At 63.5% G+C, this 18,858-nt stretch carries 17 protein-coding genes; 8 read left to right on the forward strand and 9 right to left on the reverse strand.

Features of this window, described 5'->3' with window-relative positions:
- Positions 1–16: 16 nt before the first annotated feature.
- Positions 17–907: an ABC transporter ATP-binding protein gene (locus VGE08_RS10865; RefSeq protein WP_331067900.1), complete on the reverse strand. Its 891-nt coding sequence runs from the start codon at positions 905–907 to the stop codon at positions 17–19.
- Between the two features lie 116 nt (positions 908–1,023).
- Complete coding sequence (locus VGE08_RS10870) at positions 1,024–1,464, reverse strand: DUF6249 domain-containing protein (RefSeq protein ID WP_331067901.1); 441 nt, start codon at positions 1,462–1,464, stop codon at positions 1,024–1,026.
- A gap of 230 nt (positions 1,465–1,694) precedes the next feature.
- Between VGE08_RS10870 and VGE08_RS10875 the strand changes: the two genes are divergently transcribed.
- The 3 genes from VGE08_RS10875 (at position 1,695) to VGE08_RS10885 (ending at position 4,887) form a co-directional block, all read left to right on the forward strand.
- The gene (locus VGE08_RS10875) at positions 1,695–2,276 is read left to right on the forward strand and encodes an RNA polymerase sigma factor (protein ID WP_331067902.1); all 582 of its coding nucleotides are present in this window, start codon (positions 1,695–1,697) and stop codon (positions 2,274–2,276) included.
- Positions 2,277–2,293: 17 nt separating this feature from the next.
- The gene (locus VGE08_RS10880) at positions 2,294–2,875 is read left to right on the forward strand and encodes a zf-HC2 domain-containing protein (protein WP_331067903.1); all 582 of its coding nucleotides are present in this window, start codon (positions 2,294–2,296) and stop codon (positions 2,873–2,875) included.
- Positions 2,876–2,991: 116 nt separating this feature from the next.
- Positions 2,992–4,887 carry a potassium transporter Kup gene (locus VGE08_RS10885; RefSeq protein WP_331067904.1) on the forward strand — a complete coding sequence of 632 codons (1,896 nt, stop codon included), beginning with the start codon at positions 2,992–2,994 and terminating at the stop codon, positions 4,885–4,887.
- Between the two features lie 122 nt (positions 4,888–5,009).
- On the opposite strand, the gene VGE08_RS10890 is transcribed toward VGE08_RS10885, so the two are convergent.
- The 4 genes from VGE08_RS10890 to zwf all read right to left on the reverse strand — a co-directional run bounded on the left by VGE08_RS10890 (position 5,010) and on the right by zwf (position 8,955).
- Complete coding sequence (locus VGE08_RS10890) at positions 5,010–5,582, reverse strand: ANTAR domain-containing response regulator (RefSeq protein ID WP_331067905.1); 573 nt, start codon at positions 5,580–5,582, stop codon at positions 5,010–5,012.
- 92 nt (positions 5,583–5,674) lie between these two features.
- Complete coding sequence (locus tag VGE08_RS10895; protein WP_331067906.1) at positions 5,675–6,664, reverse strand: glucokinase; 990 nt, start codon at positions 6,662–6,664, stop codon at positions 5,675–5,677.
- A gap of 34 nt (positions 6,665–6,698) precedes the next feature.
- Complete coding sequence (gene pgl, locus VGE08_RS10900) at positions 6,699–7,400, reverse strand: 6-phosphogluconolactonase (RefSeq protein ID WP_331067907.1); 702 nt, start codon at positions 7,398–7,400, stop codon at positions 6,699–6,701.
- Between the two features lie 94 nt (positions 7,401–7,494).
- Positions 7,495–8,955, reverse strand: coding sequence for a glucose-6-phosphate dehydrogenase (gene zwf, locus VGE08_RS10905; RefSeq protein WP_331067908.1), 1,461 nt, complete (start codon positions 8,953–8,955; stop codon positions 7,495–7,497).
- 211 nt (positions 8,956–9,166) lie between these two features.
- Here zwf and edd point away from each other — a divergent pair, with 211 nt between their 5' ends.
- Both edd and eda read left to right on the forward strand, forming a co-directional pair.
- On the forward strand, positions 9,167–11,005 hold the full coding sequence (edd, locus tag VGE08_RS10910; protein WP_331067909.1) for a phosphogluconate dehydratase: 1,839 nt from the start codon (positions 9,167–9,169) through the stop codon (positions 11,003–11,005).
- A gap of 46 nt (positions 11,006–11,051) precedes the next feature.
- Positions 11,052–11,675, forward strand: a complete 624-nt coding sequence (eda, locus tag VGE08_RS10915; protein WP_331067910.1) for a bifunctional 4-hydroxy-2-oxoglutarate aldolase/2-dehydro-3-deoxy-phosphogluconate aldolase — start codon at positions 11,052–11,054, stop codon at positions 11,673–11,675.
- Between the two features lie 2 nt (positions 11,676–11,677).
- Here eda and VGE08_RS10920 read toward each other — a convergent pair whose 3' ends face one another.
- Positions 11,678–14,200, reverse strand: coding sequence for a glycosyltransferase (locus VGE08_RS10920; RefSeq protein ID WP_331067911.1), 2,523 nt, complete (start codon positions 14,198–14,200; stop codon positions 11,678–11,680).
- Positions 14,201–14,451: 251 nt separating this feature from the next.
- Positions 14,452–15,051 (reverse strand): DUF502 domain-containing protein, encoded by a 600-nt coding sequence (locus VGE08_RS10925; RefSeq protein ID WP_331067912.1) that lies wholly within the window; start codon positions 15,049–15,051, stop codon positions 14,452–14,454.
- 176 nt (positions 15,052–15,227) lie between these two features.
- Between VGE08_RS10925 and dacB the strand changes: the two genes are divergently transcribed.
- The 3 genes from dacB (at position 15,228) to VGE08_RS10940 (ending at position 17,670) form a co-directional block, all read left to right on the forward strand.
- The gene (dacB, locus tag VGE08_RS10930) at positions 15,228–16,655 is read left to right on the forward strand and encodes a D-alanyl-D-alanine carboxypeptidase/D-alanyl-D-alanine endopeptidase (RefSeq protein ID WP_331067913.1); all 1,428 of its coding nucleotides are present in this window, start codon (positions 15,228–15,230) and stop codon (positions 16,653–16,655) included.
- A gap of 164 nt (positions 16,656–16,819) precedes the next feature.
- On the forward strand, positions 16,820–17,428 hold the full coding sequence (locus tag VGE08_RS10935; protein ID WP_331067914.1) for a porin family protein: 609 nt from the start codon (positions 16,820–16,822) through the stop codon (positions 17,426–17,428).
- 95 nt (positions 17,429–17,523) lie between these two features.
- Positions 17,524–17,670 carry a DUF4351 domain-containing protein gene (locus VGE08_RS10940; RefSeq protein WP_331068032.1) on the forward strand — a complete coding sequence of 49 codons (147 nt, stop codon included), beginning with the start codon at positions 17,524–17,526 and terminating at the stop codon, positions 17,668–17,670.
- A gap of 62 nt (positions 17,671–17,732) precedes the next feature.
- Here the strand turns inward: VGE08_RS10940 and amrS are convergent, their stop codons facing one another.
- Positions 17,733–18,818, reverse strand: a complete 1,086-nt coding sequence (gene amrS / locus VGE08_RS10945) for an AmmeMemoRadiSam system radical SAM enzyme (protein ID WP_331067915.1) — start codon at positions 18,816–18,818, stop codon at positions 17,733–17,735.
- Between the last annotated feature and the right edge of the window lie 40 nt (positions 18,819–18,858).

Raw genomic sequence — 18,858 nt, forward strand, 5'->3', positions numbered from 1 at the left:
CGCCCCCTGTGCCGACTCAGGCTGCGACGCTGGCGGGCGCGGCGTTGTGCTGGCGCAGCCGCTGGAAATACACGTCCTCCAGATCGGGATCGACAGGCGCGAACCCCTCCTCCGGCCGCGTCTCGCTATACACGTGAATCAGCGGCTCGCCGGCGATCAGGCGGGTGGAGAGTACGGTGAAGCGGGATTGATACTCCGGCAGCGCCGCCTTGCTGACCAGCTTGCTCCACACCCGATCGCGCATGGCCGCGATCGCTTCGCGCGGCTCGCCGCTCATCAAGACCTGGCCATTGCAGATCATTGCCATGCGCGGACACAGGTCGGTCACGTCCTCGACGATGTGAGTCGAAAGAATCACGACCACTTGCCCGCCGATATCCGCCAGCAGATTCAGGAAACGATTGCGCTCTTCCGGGTCGAGCCCGGCCGTGGGCTCATCGACGATCACCAGCTTGGGATTGCCGAGCAGCGCCTGCGCGATCCCGAAGCGCTGGCGCATGCCTCCGGAGAAAGTGCCGAGCTTGCGCTTGCGCACATCCCACAAATTCACCTGACGCAGCAGCGCCTCCACCACTGCCGCGCGCTCGCTCCGATTCAAATAGCCTTTCAACACGGCGAGATGATCGAGCAACCCGAGCGCGCTCACTTTCGGGTACACGCCGAAATCCTGCGGCAGATAGCCCAGCGTGCGCCGGATCGCCATCTTGTCCGCGAGCACATCGATGCCATCGAACGTGATGCTGCCGGAATCCGGCTCCTGCAAGGTCGCGATGGTGCGCATCAACGTCGACTTGCCGGCGCCATTCGGGCCGAGCAAACCGAACATGCCGGCGGGAATCTGCAAAGAAACATCGCGCAACGCGGCCACGTTGCCATAGGACTTCGACAGGTTGCGAATCGTGAGCACGAGACTCTCCTCGATGCCAGCGGGTACTGGCACAAACCTTCGTGACGATATGTATGTGGCGAGCCGCGGCGCCGAGCCCGGACGGCGACGCTTGCGCTGTAGATGCGGAGCAGGGCCTATAGGGTTGCAGGGCCCTGCGAATAGCGGCTGTTGTTGCGCTCGCGCAGGTCCATTTCGAGCTGCCGCGCTTCGAGGTGGCGGCCTTCGACGGCGTAATAGATGAGGTAAGCGATGCCGATCCCCAGCGGCACCAGCCCCCAGACCACCGGCAGGTCATCGCCGATGCTCAGCGAGCCGACCGTCATGGCCAGGCCGATGAAGAACCACACCAGGCCCGGCAGCAGCGAGCTGCGGCGGCGGCTGCGGCCGTCGATCAGCTCCAGCGGCAGGGGCGGGACTTCCATGCCGCGCTCGATCGCGGCCATGCGTTCGGCGTGGTGCAGTTCCATGAGCCGCCGTCTCTTCCGGTAGTTGAGCGCGATCCACACGATAGGGATGGAAAGCGGCACGCCAATGCCGAAGATGATGGCGACCAGGGGGACGAGATCGGAGAGCATATGCGGGCCTTCGGGTACCAAGCTGTGTAGCGATTGAAAGTTACGACGCTGCCAGACCCCTGCAAGGTTGCACCGACTGCCCATGGTTGATTGCGGGGGCAATGACCGGGGTCGGTAAATGACGGGTTGTAACCGGCCGACGGCGGCGGTGTTAGGACCAATAAACCGCCCGCGTTGCTACAGTGATACCCGCTGCAACCTTTCAGTCACCTGACACGTCCCAACAGCCAATGACGTCCTCGTCAGCTTTCCAGGCAGACGCCGATATTCGACAGCGGCTGCAGGCCAAGCAATTCCGCGAGGCGTTCGCGCTCTTGCTGCCACGCTATCGGGACAAGGTTTTTCGGCTGATATTCAGTATGTTACGTGACCGAGCCATGGCCGAGGATACCACCCAGGACGTGTTCCTGAGGATCTGGCGCGCGCTGCCAGGCTTTGCCGGGCAGTCGCAGCTGTCAACCTGGATCTATGCCATCGCCAAGAACGGCGCCCTGTCCGAGATCCGCAAACGCAAACCGACCGTGTCGCTGGACCAGACCGATGACGATGGCTACAACCCGGCCCTCGCCAACCTGGCCGCCGCCGACGCCGATGACTCGGCCACGGTCAGTGTCGGCCAGCTGCTGGAGCAATTGCCGGAGCGGTACCGCCAGGCCGTGGTGCTGTTCTATATGGAGGATAAGTCCTACGAACAGACGGCCGCCAGCCTGGGCCTGCCGCTGGGCACGGTCAAAGCCTTGCTTCACCGCGCCCGCAAGCGCTTAATCGAGCTGACCAAGGAAGCGCAGACCGCCGCGGCGGTCGCCACCTGAAGCTTATGAAACCACCGATGACACCACCGTCCATCGCCGCCCGCGGGCAGCCCCCTGGAGATCATTCCGACTGGGATGACAGCCTCCAGGACTGGCTGGATGGCGAGCTGAACGAGGCCGATGGCGCGGCGTTCGAAGCTCATCTGGCCCAATGCGCCAGGTGTCAGCAGAACCTCTCCGATTTCGAGGCACTGGACGCGTCGCTGAGCGCGGCGGCTCCCCCCATCGAGCCCAGTGCAGCCTTCGACCAGAAGCTGTATGCGCAGATCGCAGCTATCGACGAAAGCCAGCGCAGCGACGCTCGGCAGCGGCTGGAACAGGAATGGCAGGAACAGCTCCAGTCCTTGAGGCGCAACTGGCGCCGGACGCTGGTTCTCATGATCCCGGGCGTCATCGGCGGCGCCGTGCTGGCCCTGGCACTGCTGAGCTGGCTCGACAGCTCCGGAGTCACCAGCAACCTGGTCGCGAGTGGCGCTGATCTGGGTGGCGTCGAGCTGGGTCGCCAATCCTTCGACTATCTGCGTCTGGCCCTGACCGCCGTAGTGGGCGCGGCCTTCGGCATGCTGCTGGCGCCGTGGCTGGCGCGGATGTCGGAATAACCGCAGTCGAGAAAACGGCTCCCATGGGGAGCCGTTCACGCGCCAGGACGGTGCATTTCCTCTAGAATCCCGCGCCCTTGGCAACAGCCGCCGAGCCAGCGTGTAACAACAACATCATGGGCCTCCCCTCGACCGACACCGCCGGCGCCACCCGCAACGGCGCGGATCGCAAGCTCGTCCTGGTCGCCCTCGGCGTGGTGTTCGGCGACATCGGCACCAGCCCGCTGTATGCCCTGCGCGAATGTTTCAACCCCGCGCACGGCATCGCCGTGACCGAGGCCAACATCCTCGGCCTGCTGTCGCTGATTCTCTGGTCGCTGGTGCTGATCATTTCGATCAAGTACGTCGGCATCGTGCTGCGCGCCGACAACCGTGGCGAAGGTGGCGTGCTCGCGCTCAGCACGCTGGTGTCGACCGCCACCACCAATTGGAAACTCTGGACGCCGGTGAGCGCGGTAGGCCTGTTCGGCGCGGCGTTGTTCTTCGGCGATGGTTTCGTCACGCCCGCCATCTCGGTGCTGAGCGCAATGGAAGGCCTGGAAGTCGCGAGTCCCCGGCTGGAGCGTTTCGTTCTGCCCGGCGCCGTGCTGATCATCACCTCGTTGTTTCTAGCGCAGCGGCACGGTACGGGCGCGATGGGCCGCATGTTCGGGCCCATCACCCTGGTGTGGTTCGTAACGCTGGCGGCGCTGGGACTTCTGCACATCTCCGATTCCCCGCACGTGCTGCTCGCTGTAAACCCGCTGCACGCGATGCAGTTCTTCATCGACAACGGCGGCATGGGTTTCGTCACGCTGGCATCGGTGTTCCTGGCGGTGACCGGCGGTGAAGCGTTGTACGCGGACATGGGCCACTTCGGCCGCGCGCCCATCCGCCGCGGCTGGTTCATGGTCGTCTGGCCCGCGCTGGTGTTGAATTATTTCGGCCAGGGCGCGCTGCTGATCTCCAATCCGCAGGCCATCGCCAACCCGTTCTATCTGCTCGCGCCAGGCTGGCTGCTGCCAATACTGATCGTGCTCGCCACCTGCGCGACGGTGATCGCTTCGCAGGCCGTGATCTCCGGCGTGTTTTCGGTGACGCGACAAGCGTTGAACTTGGGTTATCTGCCGCGCCTGCGCATCCAACATTCCTCGGAACGAGAGATCGGCCAGGTGTATGTGCCTTCGGTGAACTGGCTGCTGTTCGCGGGCACGATGACGTTGATCCTGACCTTCCGTTCCTCGAGCGCGCTCGCCGGTGCATACGGCATCGCTATTTCGAGCACGATGCTGATCGATACCATCCTGGTCATCATGCTGTTGCGCGTGCGCATGGAGCCGCACAACCGCAAGATCATCGCGCTGCTGTCGCTGATCCTGCTGGTGGAGATGGCGTTCTTCTTCTCCAACCTGCTCAAGTTCGACGATGGCGGCTGGCTGCCGGTGTTCGCCGCCATCGCCGTCTACATCTTGATGAGCACCTGGCAGGAAGGCCGTCGCACGCTGGCCTGGCTGATCGCGCGCGAGCAAATGCCAGTACGCGAATTCATTGCGATGATCGAAAAGGACCCGCCGCTGCGAGTGGAAGGCACGGCGGTGTATCTGGCCGCCGAGGCAGGCGGCATGCCACGCGCGTTGCTGAACAATCTGAAGTTCAATCGCGTCCTGCACCGGCGCAACATGTTGCTTACGTTCGTGCGGCCGGAAGTGCCGTTCGTGCGGCCGGAGGAACGCATCGAAGTGCAGGACCTGGGCGACGGCCTCTATCGCATCACCGCGCGCTACGGCTTCATGGAAACACCCAACGTCGTGACGGCCCTGCGCGGCGCGGAGGAAAAGGGAGTGGCTTACGAGCCGGACACGACGGTGTATGTGGTGGGCCGCGAGAATCCAACATTCACCACCGGCTCCGGTATGCCGCTGTGGCGCAAGCGCCTGTTCGCGTTCATGGGACGCAACAGCCAGCTCGCGGCCATCCATTACGGCGTTCCCAGCCATCGGCTGCTGGAAGTCAGCAGCCAGGTGAAGCTGTAACGAACCGTTGTGGTGCAAGCCGGCACTGGCATGCACCAGCGGCTAGCGGTTGGCGGTTAGTGGTTAGTTCAGAGTCGAGGCTCCGTTCTGACCAGCCACCAACCGCTAACCGCCAATCACTATCAGTTCAGCAGTTCGGCCATTTCTATAACCGACCTGGCGACGTCGCCCATGCGTCGATTGCGCTCCATGGCCATACGCCGCAGCGTGTGATACGCCTCGTCTTCGCTCAGGTTACGCGCCCTCATCAGCAACCCCTTGGCGCGCTCCACGAATTTGCGCTCGGCGAGCTTTTGCTGGGCCAGCCCCAACTCGCTGCGTAAACCGGAGATGTAATCGAAACGAGCCAGCGCCACTTGCAGGATGGCCGGCACGCGCGTTGCTTCGAGGCCATCGACGACGTATGCCGCGGCCCCGGCGCGCACGCCATTTTCAATGGCCTGCGACGACGCATCGCCGGCAAAGACCGCGAACGGCACGGCCACCGGTCCCATCGCGTCGATCAACCGATCCAATAGGTCGACAGAAGGTGCCCGCGCTTCCAGCAACAACACATCCGGCTTGCTCCGCTCCAACGCGGGCGACCAGGCACTGTCGAGGGGCAGCACCTCGGCAAGCTCATGGCCGCCGAGCCGAACTCCCGCTTGCAGAATTTCCGCGCGCTCCGCGGATTCAGAGATGACGAGCACACGCACGATGCACGCTCACGTTCCTGGTAGGAGAAAGGGGCTACTGCCTACCGGCGGTGCAATGAGTGTGCCAGCGTCCTTTGAAGCAATTGTTACGGTCAGTCCGCTTCCAGCCGCGGCCCGGGCTCGGTGAACGCGCACGCCAGGCCGACCAGCGCCGGCAGCTCGGCCCGGATCACGAACGTCGGCACGCGCGAGAGATAGTCGGTGAAGCGGCCCTTGTCTTCGAAACGATCGCGAAAGCGCGAGCTGGTGAACATCGTCCCCAGGCCGGGCGCGATACCGCCGCCAATATAAGCGCCGCCGAGCGCGCCCAGCGTCAGCACCAGGTTGCCGGTCATCGTGCCGAGCAGAGCGCAGAACATGCTGACGGTTTCAAAGCACAGTCGACACGTTCCTTCTTTTGCACGCTTGGTGATATCGGGCGGCGTCAACACTTCGGGCACGATGCCTTCGACACCGCACAGCGCGTCGTAGAGCGTCACCAATCCCGGGCCGGAAATCACACGCTCCGCCGAGATGTGCGAGAAGCGCTGCTGGAGCTGCTGAAGCACCGCGACTTCACGCTCGTTCATCACGGACAAGGTGGCGTGCCCACCCTCGCCCTGCAACGGAATCCAATGATCGCCCGCTGGAATCAATCCCGAAACGCCGAGTCCCGTGCCCGGCCCGATGACCGCGATCGGTGCATTCGGCTGCGCGCGCCCGCCGCCGACCTGTTCCAGTTCGTCCGGCTTCAAATGGCGCACGGCCATGGCGAGCGCCGTGAAATCGTTGAGAACGATCAGACGGCGCAACTTGAGTTGCTGCCGGGTGTGCGCGGCTGAGAACTGCCAGACGTGATTGGTCATGCGCACGATGTCGCCGGTGACCGGTCCGGCGATCGCCAGTGCCGCCTCGAGCGGACGGCCGGATACTTTCGCGCCCACGCGCTGCAGATAGTCTTCAGCAGCCGAGACCAGATCGGGATAGTCCGCGCAGGCCAGCACGACTTCATCACGGCGCTCCATGCCATCGAGCAAGGCGAAGCGCGCATTGGTGCCACCGATGTCCGCGATCATGCGCGGCGGGATAGCTGAACGGCTCATATGCAGCGCCCCTCAATCATCACAAGCATCGCACTCACGGCGCCCAATAGATGTCGATGGGCACTTCCTTTTGCTGCAGCACCGAGCGTACCGGCAACTCGGCCACCGGCCCCGCCGCCTTCGCCCGCTGATAAACCTGCCACTTCGACTCCCCCTCGATATGCACGATGATGCGACGTGAATCCAGCAACGCCGCAAGATTCAAGCTGAGCCGCGCATGCGGCGCCGTCAACGAATTGATGGCGATGCAGCCCGGCGGCACGCTCCGGTCCAGCGCCTTGGGTAACGCCAGCGAACCGGGGAACAGCGAGGCGGTGTGGCCGTCCTCGCCCATACCCAGCAGCACCACGTCGAACGGGTGCGGCACTCTGGTCAACGCACGAGTGGCCCAATCGGCCCCCGCTTCGGGCGCCGGCGCCGGATTCTTCAGGCCGACGAAATGCGCCGCGGCCGCCGCGCCGGTCAGCAATGTCTCGCGCACGAGCTTTTCATTGCTGGCTGGCGAATTGGTCTCGACCCAGCGCTCGTCGGCGAGGGTGACCCACACCTTCGACCAGTCCAGCCGCTCGGTGCGCAGCTGCTCGAACAGGCGGATTGGCGTCCGCCCGCCGGACACCACCAGGCTGGCCGCGCCGCGCGCCTCGATGGCTTCCTCCAGATCGACTTTGATTTCGCCCGACAGCGCGTGCGCCAGGGCCAGCGAGTCGGGGAAGCGGTGTTCGTGAACCCAGCTCATGTGTATCTCGCTGCCGATGGGCCGACCAGGGCGGGCCGATAGCGGCCGATTCTGAACCCGTTGTGCCGCGCCTGCGCTCCGGGATTGGCGACGGTCAGAGCTCGTTGCGCCATGCAAAGCCGTCGCGGCCCAGCAGCGCGCTGGCCGCGGCCGGACCCCAGCTGCCCGCCGTGTATCCCTTGGGCGCCTCGTCGGACTGATCCCAGGCCTGGCGGATCGGATCGATCCATTCCCAGGCCGCGTCCAGCTCGTCGCGCCGCATGAACAGCGTCAAATTGCCCTTCAACACGTCGGTTAGCAAGCGCTCGTAGGCATCCAGGCGCGGCGCCTTGAAGGTCTCGGAGAAGTCCAGGCTGAGATTCACCGGGCGCAGGCGCATCACCTCGCCGGGGAACTTGGCCAGCACGGTCAGCTCGATGCTTTCGTCGGGCTGCAGCCGCATGACCAGCCGGTTCAACGCCTGAGGCGTGTCCGGGCGCTCGTAGATGGACAGCGGCACGTCCTCGAATGTCACCACGATCTCGGACAACTTTTCCTGCAGGCGCTTGCCGGTGCGCAGGTAGAACGGCACGCCGACCCAGCGCCACGAATCGATGTCGACGCGCAGCGCGACGAACGTTTCGGTGCGGCTGTCGCCCGGCACGTCCTTCTCATCCAGGTAACCGACCACCGGCTTGCCGCCAGTGGCACCGGCCCGGTACTGGCCGCGCACGGTCTTATGCAGAACGTCACGACCGCGCAGCGGACGCAGAGCCCGCAGGACTTTCAGCTTCTCGTCGCGCATCGCATTCGGATCCGAGGTCGCCGGCGGCTCCATCGCGATAATGCAGAGCAATTGCAGGAGATGGTTCTGGACCATGTCGCGCAGCGCGCCCGTCTCATCGTAGAACTGTGCGCGACGCTCGACCCCGAGCTCTTCGGCGACCGTGATCTGCACGTGCTTGACGCCGCCCCGCCGCCACAGCGGCTCGAACAGCGTATTGCCGAAACGCAGCGCCAGCAGGTTCTGCACGGTCTCCTTACCGAGATAGTGGTCGATACGGAAGATCTGCTGCTCGCTGAAGATGCGGCCGACGCGCTCGTTGATTTCCGCCGAGGACTTGCGATCGTGTCCGAGCGGCTTTTCCAGCACCACGCGTGAGTTGGGCGTGGCGAGCGAATGTGTCGCCAGACCCTCGCAAATGGGCGCGAACAAATCCGGCGCAGTGGAAAGAAAGAACGCCCGCACGTGCTGATCGCAACCCTCGAGCTTCTTCGCCAGGCCGGCGAAATCCTCCGGCGAGGATGCATCGATCTTCAGATAGTCCACGTGCTCTGCGAATTCTGCCCAGCGCTTGTCGTCATAGTCCTTGCCCAGGTGGGCCTGGCAGCTGGCCTGAACCTGCGCCAGATATTCGTCGCGCGACAACTCGCTGCGCGCCACGCCCAGCACGCGGGATTTGGGCGAAAGAAAGCCCGCCACCCTGCGGCGATACAGCGCCGGCAGCAGCTTGCGCATGGCCAGATCGCCGGTGCCGCCGAACAAAACCAGATCGAAAGTCGGAAGAGGTTGCATGAATACTGACGCCTTGCAGGAAATCCTCGATCGGGCCCGCTAAGTTAGCGTCCTGAGGTGATGGCCGCAAATGACGGACGAGACATTTGTGGACATTTGTTTCAGCGAACGCGAGCGACGACACCGATTCGGAGCCGGAATCATAACGTGTGCGCTTGCCGGGAGCGATGCGGCCAGCGATGTGTCGCGCAACGCTATAGAATTCCCCTCCATGAAGACCAGCGCACCACTGCACGAACGAGTGCGCTCCGTAACCGAGAGGATTCGCGAGCGCAGCCAACTCACCCGCAGCTCATATTTGGAGCGCATGCGCGAGGCGCAGCGGGAAAACAAGCCCATTCGCGCGGGCTTGTCTTGTACCAACCTGGCGCATGGCTTCGCGGCCATGGACACGCAGGACAAAGAAACCCTGCGCGGTGCACGTTGGCCTAATCTTGCTATCGTTTCTTCTTATAACGACATGTTGTCGGCACATCGGCCGCTGGAGCGCTACCCGGAGCTGCTGAAGCTGGCGGCGCGCGAAGTCGGTGCGGTCGCTCAGTTCGCCGGCGGTGTGCCCGCCATGTGCGACGGCGTGACCCAGGGACAGGCGGGCATGGAGCTGTCGCTGTTCAGCCGCGACGTGATCGCCATGAGCACGGCCATCGCGCTGTCTCACAACATGTTCGACGCGACGCTGTGCCTGGGCGTGTGCGACAAGATCGTGCCGGGCCTGCTGATGGGCGCGCTCACGTTCGGTCATCTGCCCACCATCTTCGTGCCCGCCGGACCCATGACCTCCGGCATTCCAAACAAGGAGAAGGCACGCATCCGCCAATTGTTCGCCGAGGGCAAGGTAGGCCGCGACGCGCTGCTGGAATCCGAGGCGCAGAGTTATCATTCGCAAGGCACCTGCACGTTCTACGGCACAGCCAACAGCAACCAGGTGATGATGGAGATGATGGGCCTGCATCTGCCGGGCTCTGCATTCGTCACCCCGAACACTCCGCTACGCGACGCGCTCACCAGCGCTGCCGCCCGGCGCGCGGCCAAGATCACAGCGCTGGGCGATGAGTATCTGCCGCTGTGTCACACGGTCGACGAGCGCGCCATCGTCAACGCGATCGTCGGCTTGCTCGCCACCGGCGGCTCGACCAATCACACGCTGCATCTGGTCGCCATGGCGCGCGCGGCAGGCATCAACATCAATTGGGACGATTTCAGCGACCTGTCCGAAATCGTGCCGCTGCTCGCGCGCATCTATCCGAACGGCGCCGCGGACGTGAATCACTTCCATGCAGCGGGTGGCATCGGCTTTTTGATTCGCGAGCTGATCGGCTCGGGCCTGTTGCATCAGGACACGGTCACCGTCGTCGGCCAGGGGCTGGATGCGTACACGCAGGAGCCATGGTTGTCGCCCGAGGGGCTGAAGTGGCGTCCGGCACCGACGGAAAGCGGCGATCGCGAAGTGCTGCGAGCGATTACCGATCCGTTTGGTGCGGACGGCGGGCTCAAGGTGCTGCGGGGGAATCTGGGCCGCGGCGTGATCAAGACCTCCGCCGTCCAGCCACAGCATCGCGTGGTCGAAGCGCCCGCTCGCGTGTTCGACGACCAAGAAGATGTGATCAAGGCGTTCAAGGCGGGCGAATTGGCGCGCGACTGCGTCGTGGTCGTTCGTTATCAAGGTCCACGGGCGAACGGCATGCCGGAACTGCATCAGCTGACACCCACGCTCACGTCGGTGCAGAGCAAAGGCTTCAAGGTCGCGCTCGTGACCGACGGACGCATGTCGGGTGCCTCCGGCGCCGTACCGGCGGCGATTCATGTGACACCGGAATGTCTCAACGGCGGGCCTCTCGCGAAGGTGCAGGACGGAGATATCATTCATCTCGACAGCTACACCGGTGTGCTCGAAGCGCGCGTCTCCGACGCGGTGCTACACAGCCGCCCGGCGCGCAAACCCGATCTGAGTCGCAACGCTCATGGCGTGGGCCGCGAGTTGTTTGCAACGTTCCGTGCTGCTGCCGGCGATGCCGAGGCCGGCGCCGCATCGGTCTATGCAGACCTCTGACCATTCACCAGTCATCAGTCATCAGTCATCAGTCACTTCTCTCTTCATGAACATTCGATCCATCCTCGCGCTGGCGCCTGTCATTCCCGTGCTCACCATCGAGCATGTCGATCACGCCGTCCCGCTGGCTCGCGCACTTTGTGCCGGCGGGCTGCGCGTACTGGAAGTCACATTGCGCACGCCGGCGGCGCTACCTGCTATCGAAGCGATGAGAGAGGCGGTGCCGGACGCAGTGGTTGGTGTCGGCACGCTGGCACGGCCAGGCGATTTTGTTACAGCCGGCAATGCTGGCGCTCAATTTGGCGTGAGCCCGGGATTGACGGCCGAGATGGCGTCGGCGGCTCGCGCCGCTTCGTTTCCCATGCTGCCGGGGATCATGACGCCGACCGAACTGTTGGCCGGCCTCGGCTGGGGTTACGACACGTTCAAATTGTTTCCCGCGCAGCAGGCCGGCGGCATCGGAATGCTCAAGGCGCTCGGCGCCCCCTTTCCTGAAGTGGTGTTCTGCCCCACCGGCGGCATTACGCGCGCGACCGCACCTGATTTCCTCGCGCTGCCGAATGTGGCGTGCGTCGGTGGCTCATGGGTCGCACCGGCGGACAAGATCCATGCAGGAGATTGGACAGCGATCGAGCTACTCGCGAAGGACGCCGCGTCGCTGGCGAAGTGACGTTACTTTGCGCTGGCAGCGCGCTTCGGCTCGACTTTCGAGTCGGGCAGCAACGAAAGCTCCGGCGCGGGATCGGCCGTCACTGTTTTTGGAGCTGGCGCTGGCGCTGGCGTAGAGACCAGCGACAGCATTTCCGGGCCATCGATCTCGCCCGTCGCGGCGGTGTCCGGCTTTGCCTCGGCGCTCACATCCGAGCGCTGCAATGCCTGCCATTCACCGGTCGCCAGCAGTGCCAGCTCGCCAAACTCGGTTAGTTTGTTGCTCGTTTCGTCGATCGGGGCCGCGTCCACCACAGCCGTGGGAACTTCGATCTTGGGTGTCTCGAGGCCGGCCGTCTGCGACAACACATCGTCGGGCAGCTCGAGCGATTTCATCAAGGCTACATCGGGCGACTCCGCAGCCAACGGCTTGGATTCAAGCGAAGGCTTTGCTGCATCGGCCATGAGGTTGGCCATTTCCGCGGCCGGCAGTGCAGCCTTCGCCAGTTCCTCCGCCAGAATTCCCAGCGGCTGCGTGCTGCCGATATCAGGTTTCTGAGCGTCCGCCGCGTTGTCGGCGACTGCCGGCTTCTCTTCGATGGGCTTCAATTCGAATGTCGGCTGCTCGGAAACAATTTCCGCGGGCTTGGTAGCTTCAGACGCGACAGCAATCTCGGCGGGCTTCGCTGCATTCGAAGCGGCAATGCTCGGCGCCTCAGTGCCGGACGGCGTGAGATCCGGCGTCGAGACTGGTGGCCTCGTCAAAGGCGACGATGGCTGTGTAACAGGCGGCCTCGTTGTCGTGCTGTGCGCCTTGGGCGCGGCAACCGGACGCGGCTGGGGAGCGATCGGCTGCAATGCCGCCATGCGCGCAGCTTTCAGAGCCGCCTGCTTGGCGGCATCCTGCTGAGGTGCGGACTTTTCCGCTGCAGGCGGCGGAGTCTTCTTCGCGCCCACAGGAGCGTTGGAAACACGCGGCGGCGGGACCGGCGCCTCGACAGCCAGCAACTCGGCCGGCAGCAACTCTTCCAGGTCATCAGCGACGCCGCGCGCACGCTCGGTCATCGGCGTTGCCGAAACGACCGCCTTCTGCTGGCTTTCGAACACCTGCAAGACGTCGCCCACCGAATTGCTCGCCGCGATCTTCGCCTCGAGCTCCGCTTCGCGCTTCTTGCGTTCCTCTTCCTGCTCGATGCGCCACTTCGGCAGCTCTTCTTCCGTCTGGCGCTCGGCCACCTTCGCTTCCAGCGAATCCGGATCGGACAGGTCCACCACCGTGACGGGCTTGCGCTTGCGGGCGTTCATCTCGGCCTCGGTCGGCAAAGCCGGCGGCACGGTGAGGGACGCATCGACTTCCGGCGTCGGCAGATCCTGGGTGACCAGCGACTGGCGACCAATCAAGTCGTAGTAGAGCTGCAGATACTTCTGCAGCGAGCGCACGTACACGTAGTTGGCCAATGCGTGCTTGCGCGCGCCCTGGGCCATATGCGTGCGCTTCTCGGGCGTCAGCTGCATCACGCGCGTGATGGCTCTGACGAACGCGGTCGGGCTGCCGGGCTCGATGGCGATGCCATGCTGACCGATGAGCTCGCCCTGCGCGCCGATGCCCGTCGCGACACAAGGCACGCCGCACAACATGGCCATCACGACGTTCATGCGCGACTGATCGTTGATCGCGCTGGAACAAACGACGTCGCAGGCGTTGTACAAGGCAGAGATATCGGACCACTCGCCCAGCAGGTGCATTCGCGTGGACAGCGCACCGCTACCGATGAGCGCGACGAGCGGCGCATTACCCTTCTGCACGCCATGGCCGGCCAGCACCACCGCGATGTGCGGACTGGTCTTGACCAGCTCGCCCAGCGCTCTGATCAAGGTGCCATGATCGGACTCGGGCTGGAACGGCGCCACCATGCCAATGACGAATGTTTCGCCCGGCAGGTTCAACTCTTCGCGCAACTTGCGGCGCGCGGCGAAATCGGGCTTGAAGCGTGTCGCATCCACACCCGGTGGAATCGTTTCATGACCGCCATCGGGGAACCCGACGCGCCGATGCTGAGAGGCCGCCGACTCGGACGTATAAACGACGCGATCCACGCCCGCAGAAAACTTGGTGGCGTACTTGAGCTTCTGGCGATCGATCAAACCGGCGTTCTTGGCCAGCGGCGTGGTCTCGGCGATGCTCCACACGAGCCGGGGTTTCCAATCGCAACGCTTGCGTAGCAACGCTGCAGCGATCTGTGCGGTGTGGCCCCACGCCTGAATCACATCGGGGCGAAAGTGACGCGCCGCCTGCTGCAATTCGTGAAACGCCTTCGGGGAAAAACGTTTGCGCGACAGCGCGAGGTCGAAGGTCGGCACGCCGTTCTGGCGCAAGATCGCGGCGGGCACCGCGCCGGGCGACAAGCACGCGACCTGCGCTTTCACGCGCTGACGCGGCAGCCGCGTGAGCAACGGCATGAACAGCGAAGGCTGCAAGCCGCTCGGGACGCCGCCAGCGCTCACGACATGCAGTACGCGAATTTGTCGAAGATTGGCGTCGGACACGACAAACCGTCGGCTTCAGACCTTCCAGGAGTGATGGCCAGATCCTAGCAGTAGTCGGATTCGCTACGCGCCGGGCACAGTTGAAATTGTTAAACCCTGCACAGTTCATGTGACACTGCGCGGTGACAAGAATTGGCACTTGCCGGGCGCAAATTGGCAGGTCGGGAGCCGCGTCACACTCCCGACGGTTAGCGGTTGGTGGTTGGTCCGGAACAGAGAGCAGGCATACACCTCTTGCCAGCCACTAACCGCTAACCGCCAACCGCTGACGAGTGGCTGGTGACTCCACCGATCAGCACCAGGCGCATCGCCTCCTCCACCGACAGCTCGGTCTCGCGCAGCTCGTCCTTGTGCAGATACAAAGTGTAGCCGCCGATCTGGTAGCTCATCGGAAAGTACACCGCGACCAGGTCGACGTCATCGCCGCCGAACAGCTTGGGATTCACCTGCTCCTCTGTCACGAAGCCGACCAGCTGCGCCGTGCCGAAACGCCACAGCACCACACGCTTCAGATCGCGGCCCTTGCCACCGGCCGGCAGGAAGCGGCTGAAATCCTTGAACGCGCCGAAGATGGTTTTGACGATGGGAATGCGCGCCAGGATCGATTCACCGTAGCGAAACAAGCGCCGCACCACGTAAACATCGACCAGCACGCCCATGAGCAGGATCAGCGCGAACGCCGCCACGAGCCCCAGGCCGGGCCAGTAGTGGTCTTCGGGCAGCAAGGCGCGCAGCGGCCCGCCGAGCACCGACTCCGCGGTCTTCGCCAGCCAGAACACCACATAGACGGTGAGCGCCACGGGCAGCACCGCCGCCAGGCCCTTCAGAAACGTATTCCACAGTCGCCGCATCGTTGTGAAGCTCACGAGTCCCCAACCGCTGGAATGCGAAGTATGCGGTGTACCCGTACGGAAGAACATCGCTCGCCGACTTTGCAGCACTGCAGGACAGCGCCGCTGCTACTATCCCGTTAATATTCCCGGGGCCGTTCGCGCGGTCCCGTTGATTTGTCCGGTTTCATGGTCGAATGCTAAAACCCCTCGTCGCGCTGGCCGCGCTGTTCGCAGTCACCTTTCACCCGCCCGCGCTGGCCCGCGATTCTCAGCTGCCGCCCGCCGTTGCGCGTGTCATGAATCGCGTCGGCATCCCCGCCAAGAACCTGAGCATCTACGTGCGGGATGCGAACACCAACGAAGTCGTGCTCGAAGTCGGCGCCGATCTGCCGCGCAGCCCGGCGTCGGTGATCAAGGTCCTGACCACCTACGCGGCGCTGGACTCGCTCGGCCCGGGCTACACATGGAAGACCCGCGCGTATGCGGGCGGCCGCCTGGCAAATGGCGTGCTGAACGGCGACCTGTTCGTGACCGGCGGGGGCGATCCGTACATGACGGCGGAGCATTGGTGGCGCTTCGTGCAGAGCCTGCGGGAACGCGGGTTGGCCAAGATCACCGGCGACTTCGTCATCGACAACAGCTACTTCGCGCCGGCCCAAGGCAATCGTGCCGACTTCGATGCGCAGCCCTTCCGCAGTTACAACGTGCTGCCGGATGCGCTGATGGTGAACTTCCAGACCTCGCGCTTCACGCTCATCGCCAGCGAGCAGCGCAACCGGCCCTTGATCCTGGTGAATCCGCTGCCCGCCAACCTGACCCTGCAAAACAGGGTGCGCCTGATCGAGGGCAAGTGCTACACCTCTGGCGTCACCTTCGACACGCCGGACCCCATCGACAATCCCAACACCGTGGTGGTCGGTGGCGTCCTGCCGGCGAGCTGCGGCAGCTTTACCATCAGCCGCGCCATCATGAATGCACCCGACTATGCATACGGCACGTTCCGCACCTTGTGGACGCAATCGGGTGGCGTCATGGACGGCGAGATGCGCATGCAAACCGTGCCCGCCGAGGTCCGGCTGCTCTACGAGCACGACTCGCTGCCGCTGAGCGAGGTGATCCGGCTGGTGAACAAATATTCCAACAACGTCATGGCGCGGCACCTGATGCTGACCTTGGGCGTGGAAAAGTATGGTCCGCCGGCCACGGTCGAGAGCGGTCGCAACGCCATCCGCGTGTGGTTGCAGAATCGCGGCATCGAGATGCCTGGCTTCGTGCTCGACAACGGTTCAGGTTTGTCTCGCGCCGAGCGGATCACGGCGCGCGGCCTGGGAGAAATGCTCGATCGCGCATGGCATAGCCCGTTCATGCCGGAGTTCGCCGCGTCGTTGCCGTTGTCGGCGACGGATGGAACATTACGCAATCGCTTCAAATCGCCCGGCATGCAAGGCCGCATCCGCCTGAAGACCGGGCATCTGGACAACGTCAGCGCGTTGGCCGGCTTTGTGAACGCGGCCTCGGGCAAGACTTACGTCGTCGTCATCATCGTCAATCATCCCGGCGCGCAAGGCGGCAGCGGCGAAGCGGTGCATGCTGAATTGATACGTTGGGTGTTCGGCCAATAACGTCGCTCAATAACGTCACTTTGTAACAACGTCGCCAAGTAGCGCCGGCGCACCAGGGAACCGGCGCAAAGACAAAGCGTTTCTTGCAGGCGAGTTGCGAAAGCGTAACGCTGCGAAGCCGGCCGGCGGCAGCTCGTCCTTTTAATACTCACAGGAGAGTCTGCATGAATCGCGCAATCGTTGCGGCAACACTGCTTGCACTTGGCCCGGTGGCATTGAGCTCAGGGGCTGCGTACGCGCAGTCACCGGACAACGATGAAGGTTTGTATCTCGGTGGCGGCGTCGGTCAATTCGACATCGAGATCGACGGCCTGGATGGCGTCGATGAAGCGATTGGCCGTCTCGATGACAGCGACACCGCCTGGCAGGCATTCGTGGGCTGGCGTATCAATCCATACATTGCTTTGCAGGCAGCGTATATCGATTACGGCAGGCCCGAGGATGACATCAGCACCAGTGGCTCCAGCGGTAACTACCGAGCCGAGCTGTCGGGCTTCGCGCCATCGATCATCGGTACGCTGCCGCTTGGACCGGTGGAACTGTCTGCAAAGATTGGCTACTACTTCTATGACCTCGAAATCACGGCCAACATCGACGACCCGCTCGCTCCGGACTTTGATTCGAACGACAGTGGTGAAGATCTGATGTATGGCTTCGGTGTCGGTATGACCTTCTTCGAGCGGCTGCATGCCAAGCTCGAATACGAAAAGATCGATCTGGATCGGGTGGATGATTCGAACGCGTTCTGGCTCACGGGAGCGTGGCGGTTCTGATTGAGCGATGAGTGCCCGCCGGTGGCAACGTCGGCGGGCTTTAGTTCCGAAGCTAGCCGCCAACCGTCATTCGTCACAGCAACTTCACGCAGCTGCTGTTACGGCAGTTGCGCAGGCGATTTGGCGAGCTGCCCGAGTGGGTTCAACCCCGGCTGCGGCAGGCGCCCTCGGAACAGCTGGAGCGCTGGGGTGAGCGGCTGCTGGAGGTCGATACGCTCGACGCGCTGTTCGAGGGTGAGTGAGCGCCGCGAACCGCTCCTGTAGGACACATTTGTATCATTCTGCCGAACGCCCGCACGCAACACTACAGAGCAGCTAGCCGCACCGGCATCCGCTTCGCGCCCCACGTGCCGGCAGCGCCATCGAACACGCCGGGCAGTTGCGTCCCACAGTGCAAACATTTGCCCTGCGCGTCGAGCTGCCACTCGCCGAGCTCGTACCAGTCTCGTTCGATTACTCGTTTCTGGCAGCCGGTGCAGTAAGTGCTCGCGCCGGCCGGATCATGAACGTTGCCGGTGTAGACATAGCGAAGGCCATTGGCGCGAGCAATGTTGCGCGCGCGAGTAAGCGTGCTGGCGGGGGTGCGCTGCTTGTCCAGCATCTTCCAGTCCGGATGAAACGCCGTGAAGTGCAGCGGCACATCCGGCCCCAGCTTGTCCATGATCCAGCGGGTCATCTGGTCGAGCTCCGCGTCGGAATCGTTCTCGTCCGGAATGAGCAGCGTAGTGATCTCGAACCACACCTTGGTTTCGTGTTTCAAATATTCGAGTGTTTCCAGCACGGGCCCCAGCGCGGCGCCGCAGATTTTCTTGTAGAACCGTTCAGTGAATCCCTTGAGATCGACGTTGGCTGCATCCATGTGCTGATAGAACTCAACGCGCGGCGCGGCGCTGATGTAGCCGGCGGTGACGGCAACACTCTTCACGCCCACCTCGCGGCATGCGTCGGCAACGTCGATCGCATATTCCATGAACACGACCGGATCGTTATAAGTGAACGCCACGCTCGCGCAGCCCAGCCGCTGCGCAGCCGCTGCCAGCATTTCCGGCGAGGCTTGATCCGCGAGCGTATCCATCTCGCGCGATTTGCTCATGTCCCAATTTTGGCAAAATCCGCAAGCAAGGTTGCATCCAGCGGTACCGAAGGACAGCACCGAGGTGCCCGGCAGGAAATGGTTCAGAGGCTTCTTTTCGATGGGATCGACGCAGAAGCCGCTCGAACGACCGTAGGTATATAGCTTGACCTCGCCATCCTCGACGCCGCGCACGAAGCACAAGCCGCGCTGGCCGTCGTGCATGCGGCACTCGCGCGGACATACGTCGCACTGTACGCGGCCGTTATCGAGACGGTGCCAGTACCGCGTGGGATGAACCGGGGGAGGAGCTTTCATCGTCGCTGTCTTCATCGTTGCCGAACGGGGAATCTTTCAT

Source organism: Steroidobacter sp., from assembly GCF_036406195.1.
Classification (GTDB): domain Bacteria; phylum Pseudomonadota; class Gammaproteobacteria; order Steroidobacterales; family Steroidobacteraceae; genus Steroidobacter.

Bases quoted from the DNA above. Each gene is read 5' to 3' on its own strand.
- VGE08_RS10870 (WP_331067901.1), bottom strand. From the start codon at position 1,464: ATGCTCTCCGATCTCGTCCCCCTGGTCGCCATCATCTTCGGCATTGGC.
- VGE08_RS10875 (WP_331067902.1), top strand. From the start codon at position 1,695: ATGACGTCCTCGTCAGCTTTCCAGGCAGACGCCGATATTCGACAGCGG.
- VGE08_RS10880 (WP_331067903.1), top strand. From the start codon at position 2,294: ATGACACCACCGTCCATCGCCGCCCGCGGGCAGCCCCCTGGAGATCAT.
- VGE08_RS10885 (WP_331067904.1), top strand. From the start codon at position 2,992: ATGGGCCTCCCCTCGACCGACACCGCCGGCGCCACCCGCAACGGCGCG.
- VGE08_RS10895 (WP_331067906.1), bottom strand. From the start codon at position 6,664: ATGAGCCGTTCAGCTATCCCGCCGCGCATGATCGCGGACATCGGTGGC.
- pgl (WP_331067907.1), bottom strand. From the start codon at position 7,400: ATGAGCTGGGTTCACGAACACCGCTTCCCCGACTCGCTGGCCCTGGCG.
- zwf (WP_331067908.1), bottom strand. From the start codon at position 8,955: ATGCAACCTCTTCCGACTTTCGATCTGGTTTTGTTCGGCGGCACCGGC.
- edd (WP_331067909.1), top strand. From the start codon at position 9,167: ATGAAGACCAGCGCACCACTGCACGAACGAGTGCGCTCCGTAACCGAG.
- eda (WP_331067910.1), top strand. From the start codon at position 11,052: ATGAACATTCGATCCATCCTCGCGCTGGCGCCTGTCATTCCCGTGCTC.
- VGE08_RS10925 (WP_331067912.1), bottom strand. From the start codon at position 15,051: ATGCGGCGACTGTGGAATACGTTTCTGAAGGGCCTGGCGGCGGTGCTG.
- dacB (WP_331067913.1), top strand. From the start codon at position 15,228: ATGCTAAAACCCCTCGTCGCGCTGGCCGCGCTGTTCGCAGTCACCTTT.
- VGE08_RS10935 (WP_331067914.1), top strand. From the start codon at position 16,820: ATGAATCGCGCAATCGTTGCGGCAACACTGCTTGCACTTGGCCCGGTG.
- amrS (WP_331067915.1), bottom strand. From the start codon at position 18,818: ATGAAAGCTCCTCCCCCGGTTCATCCCACGCGGTACTGGCACCGTCTC.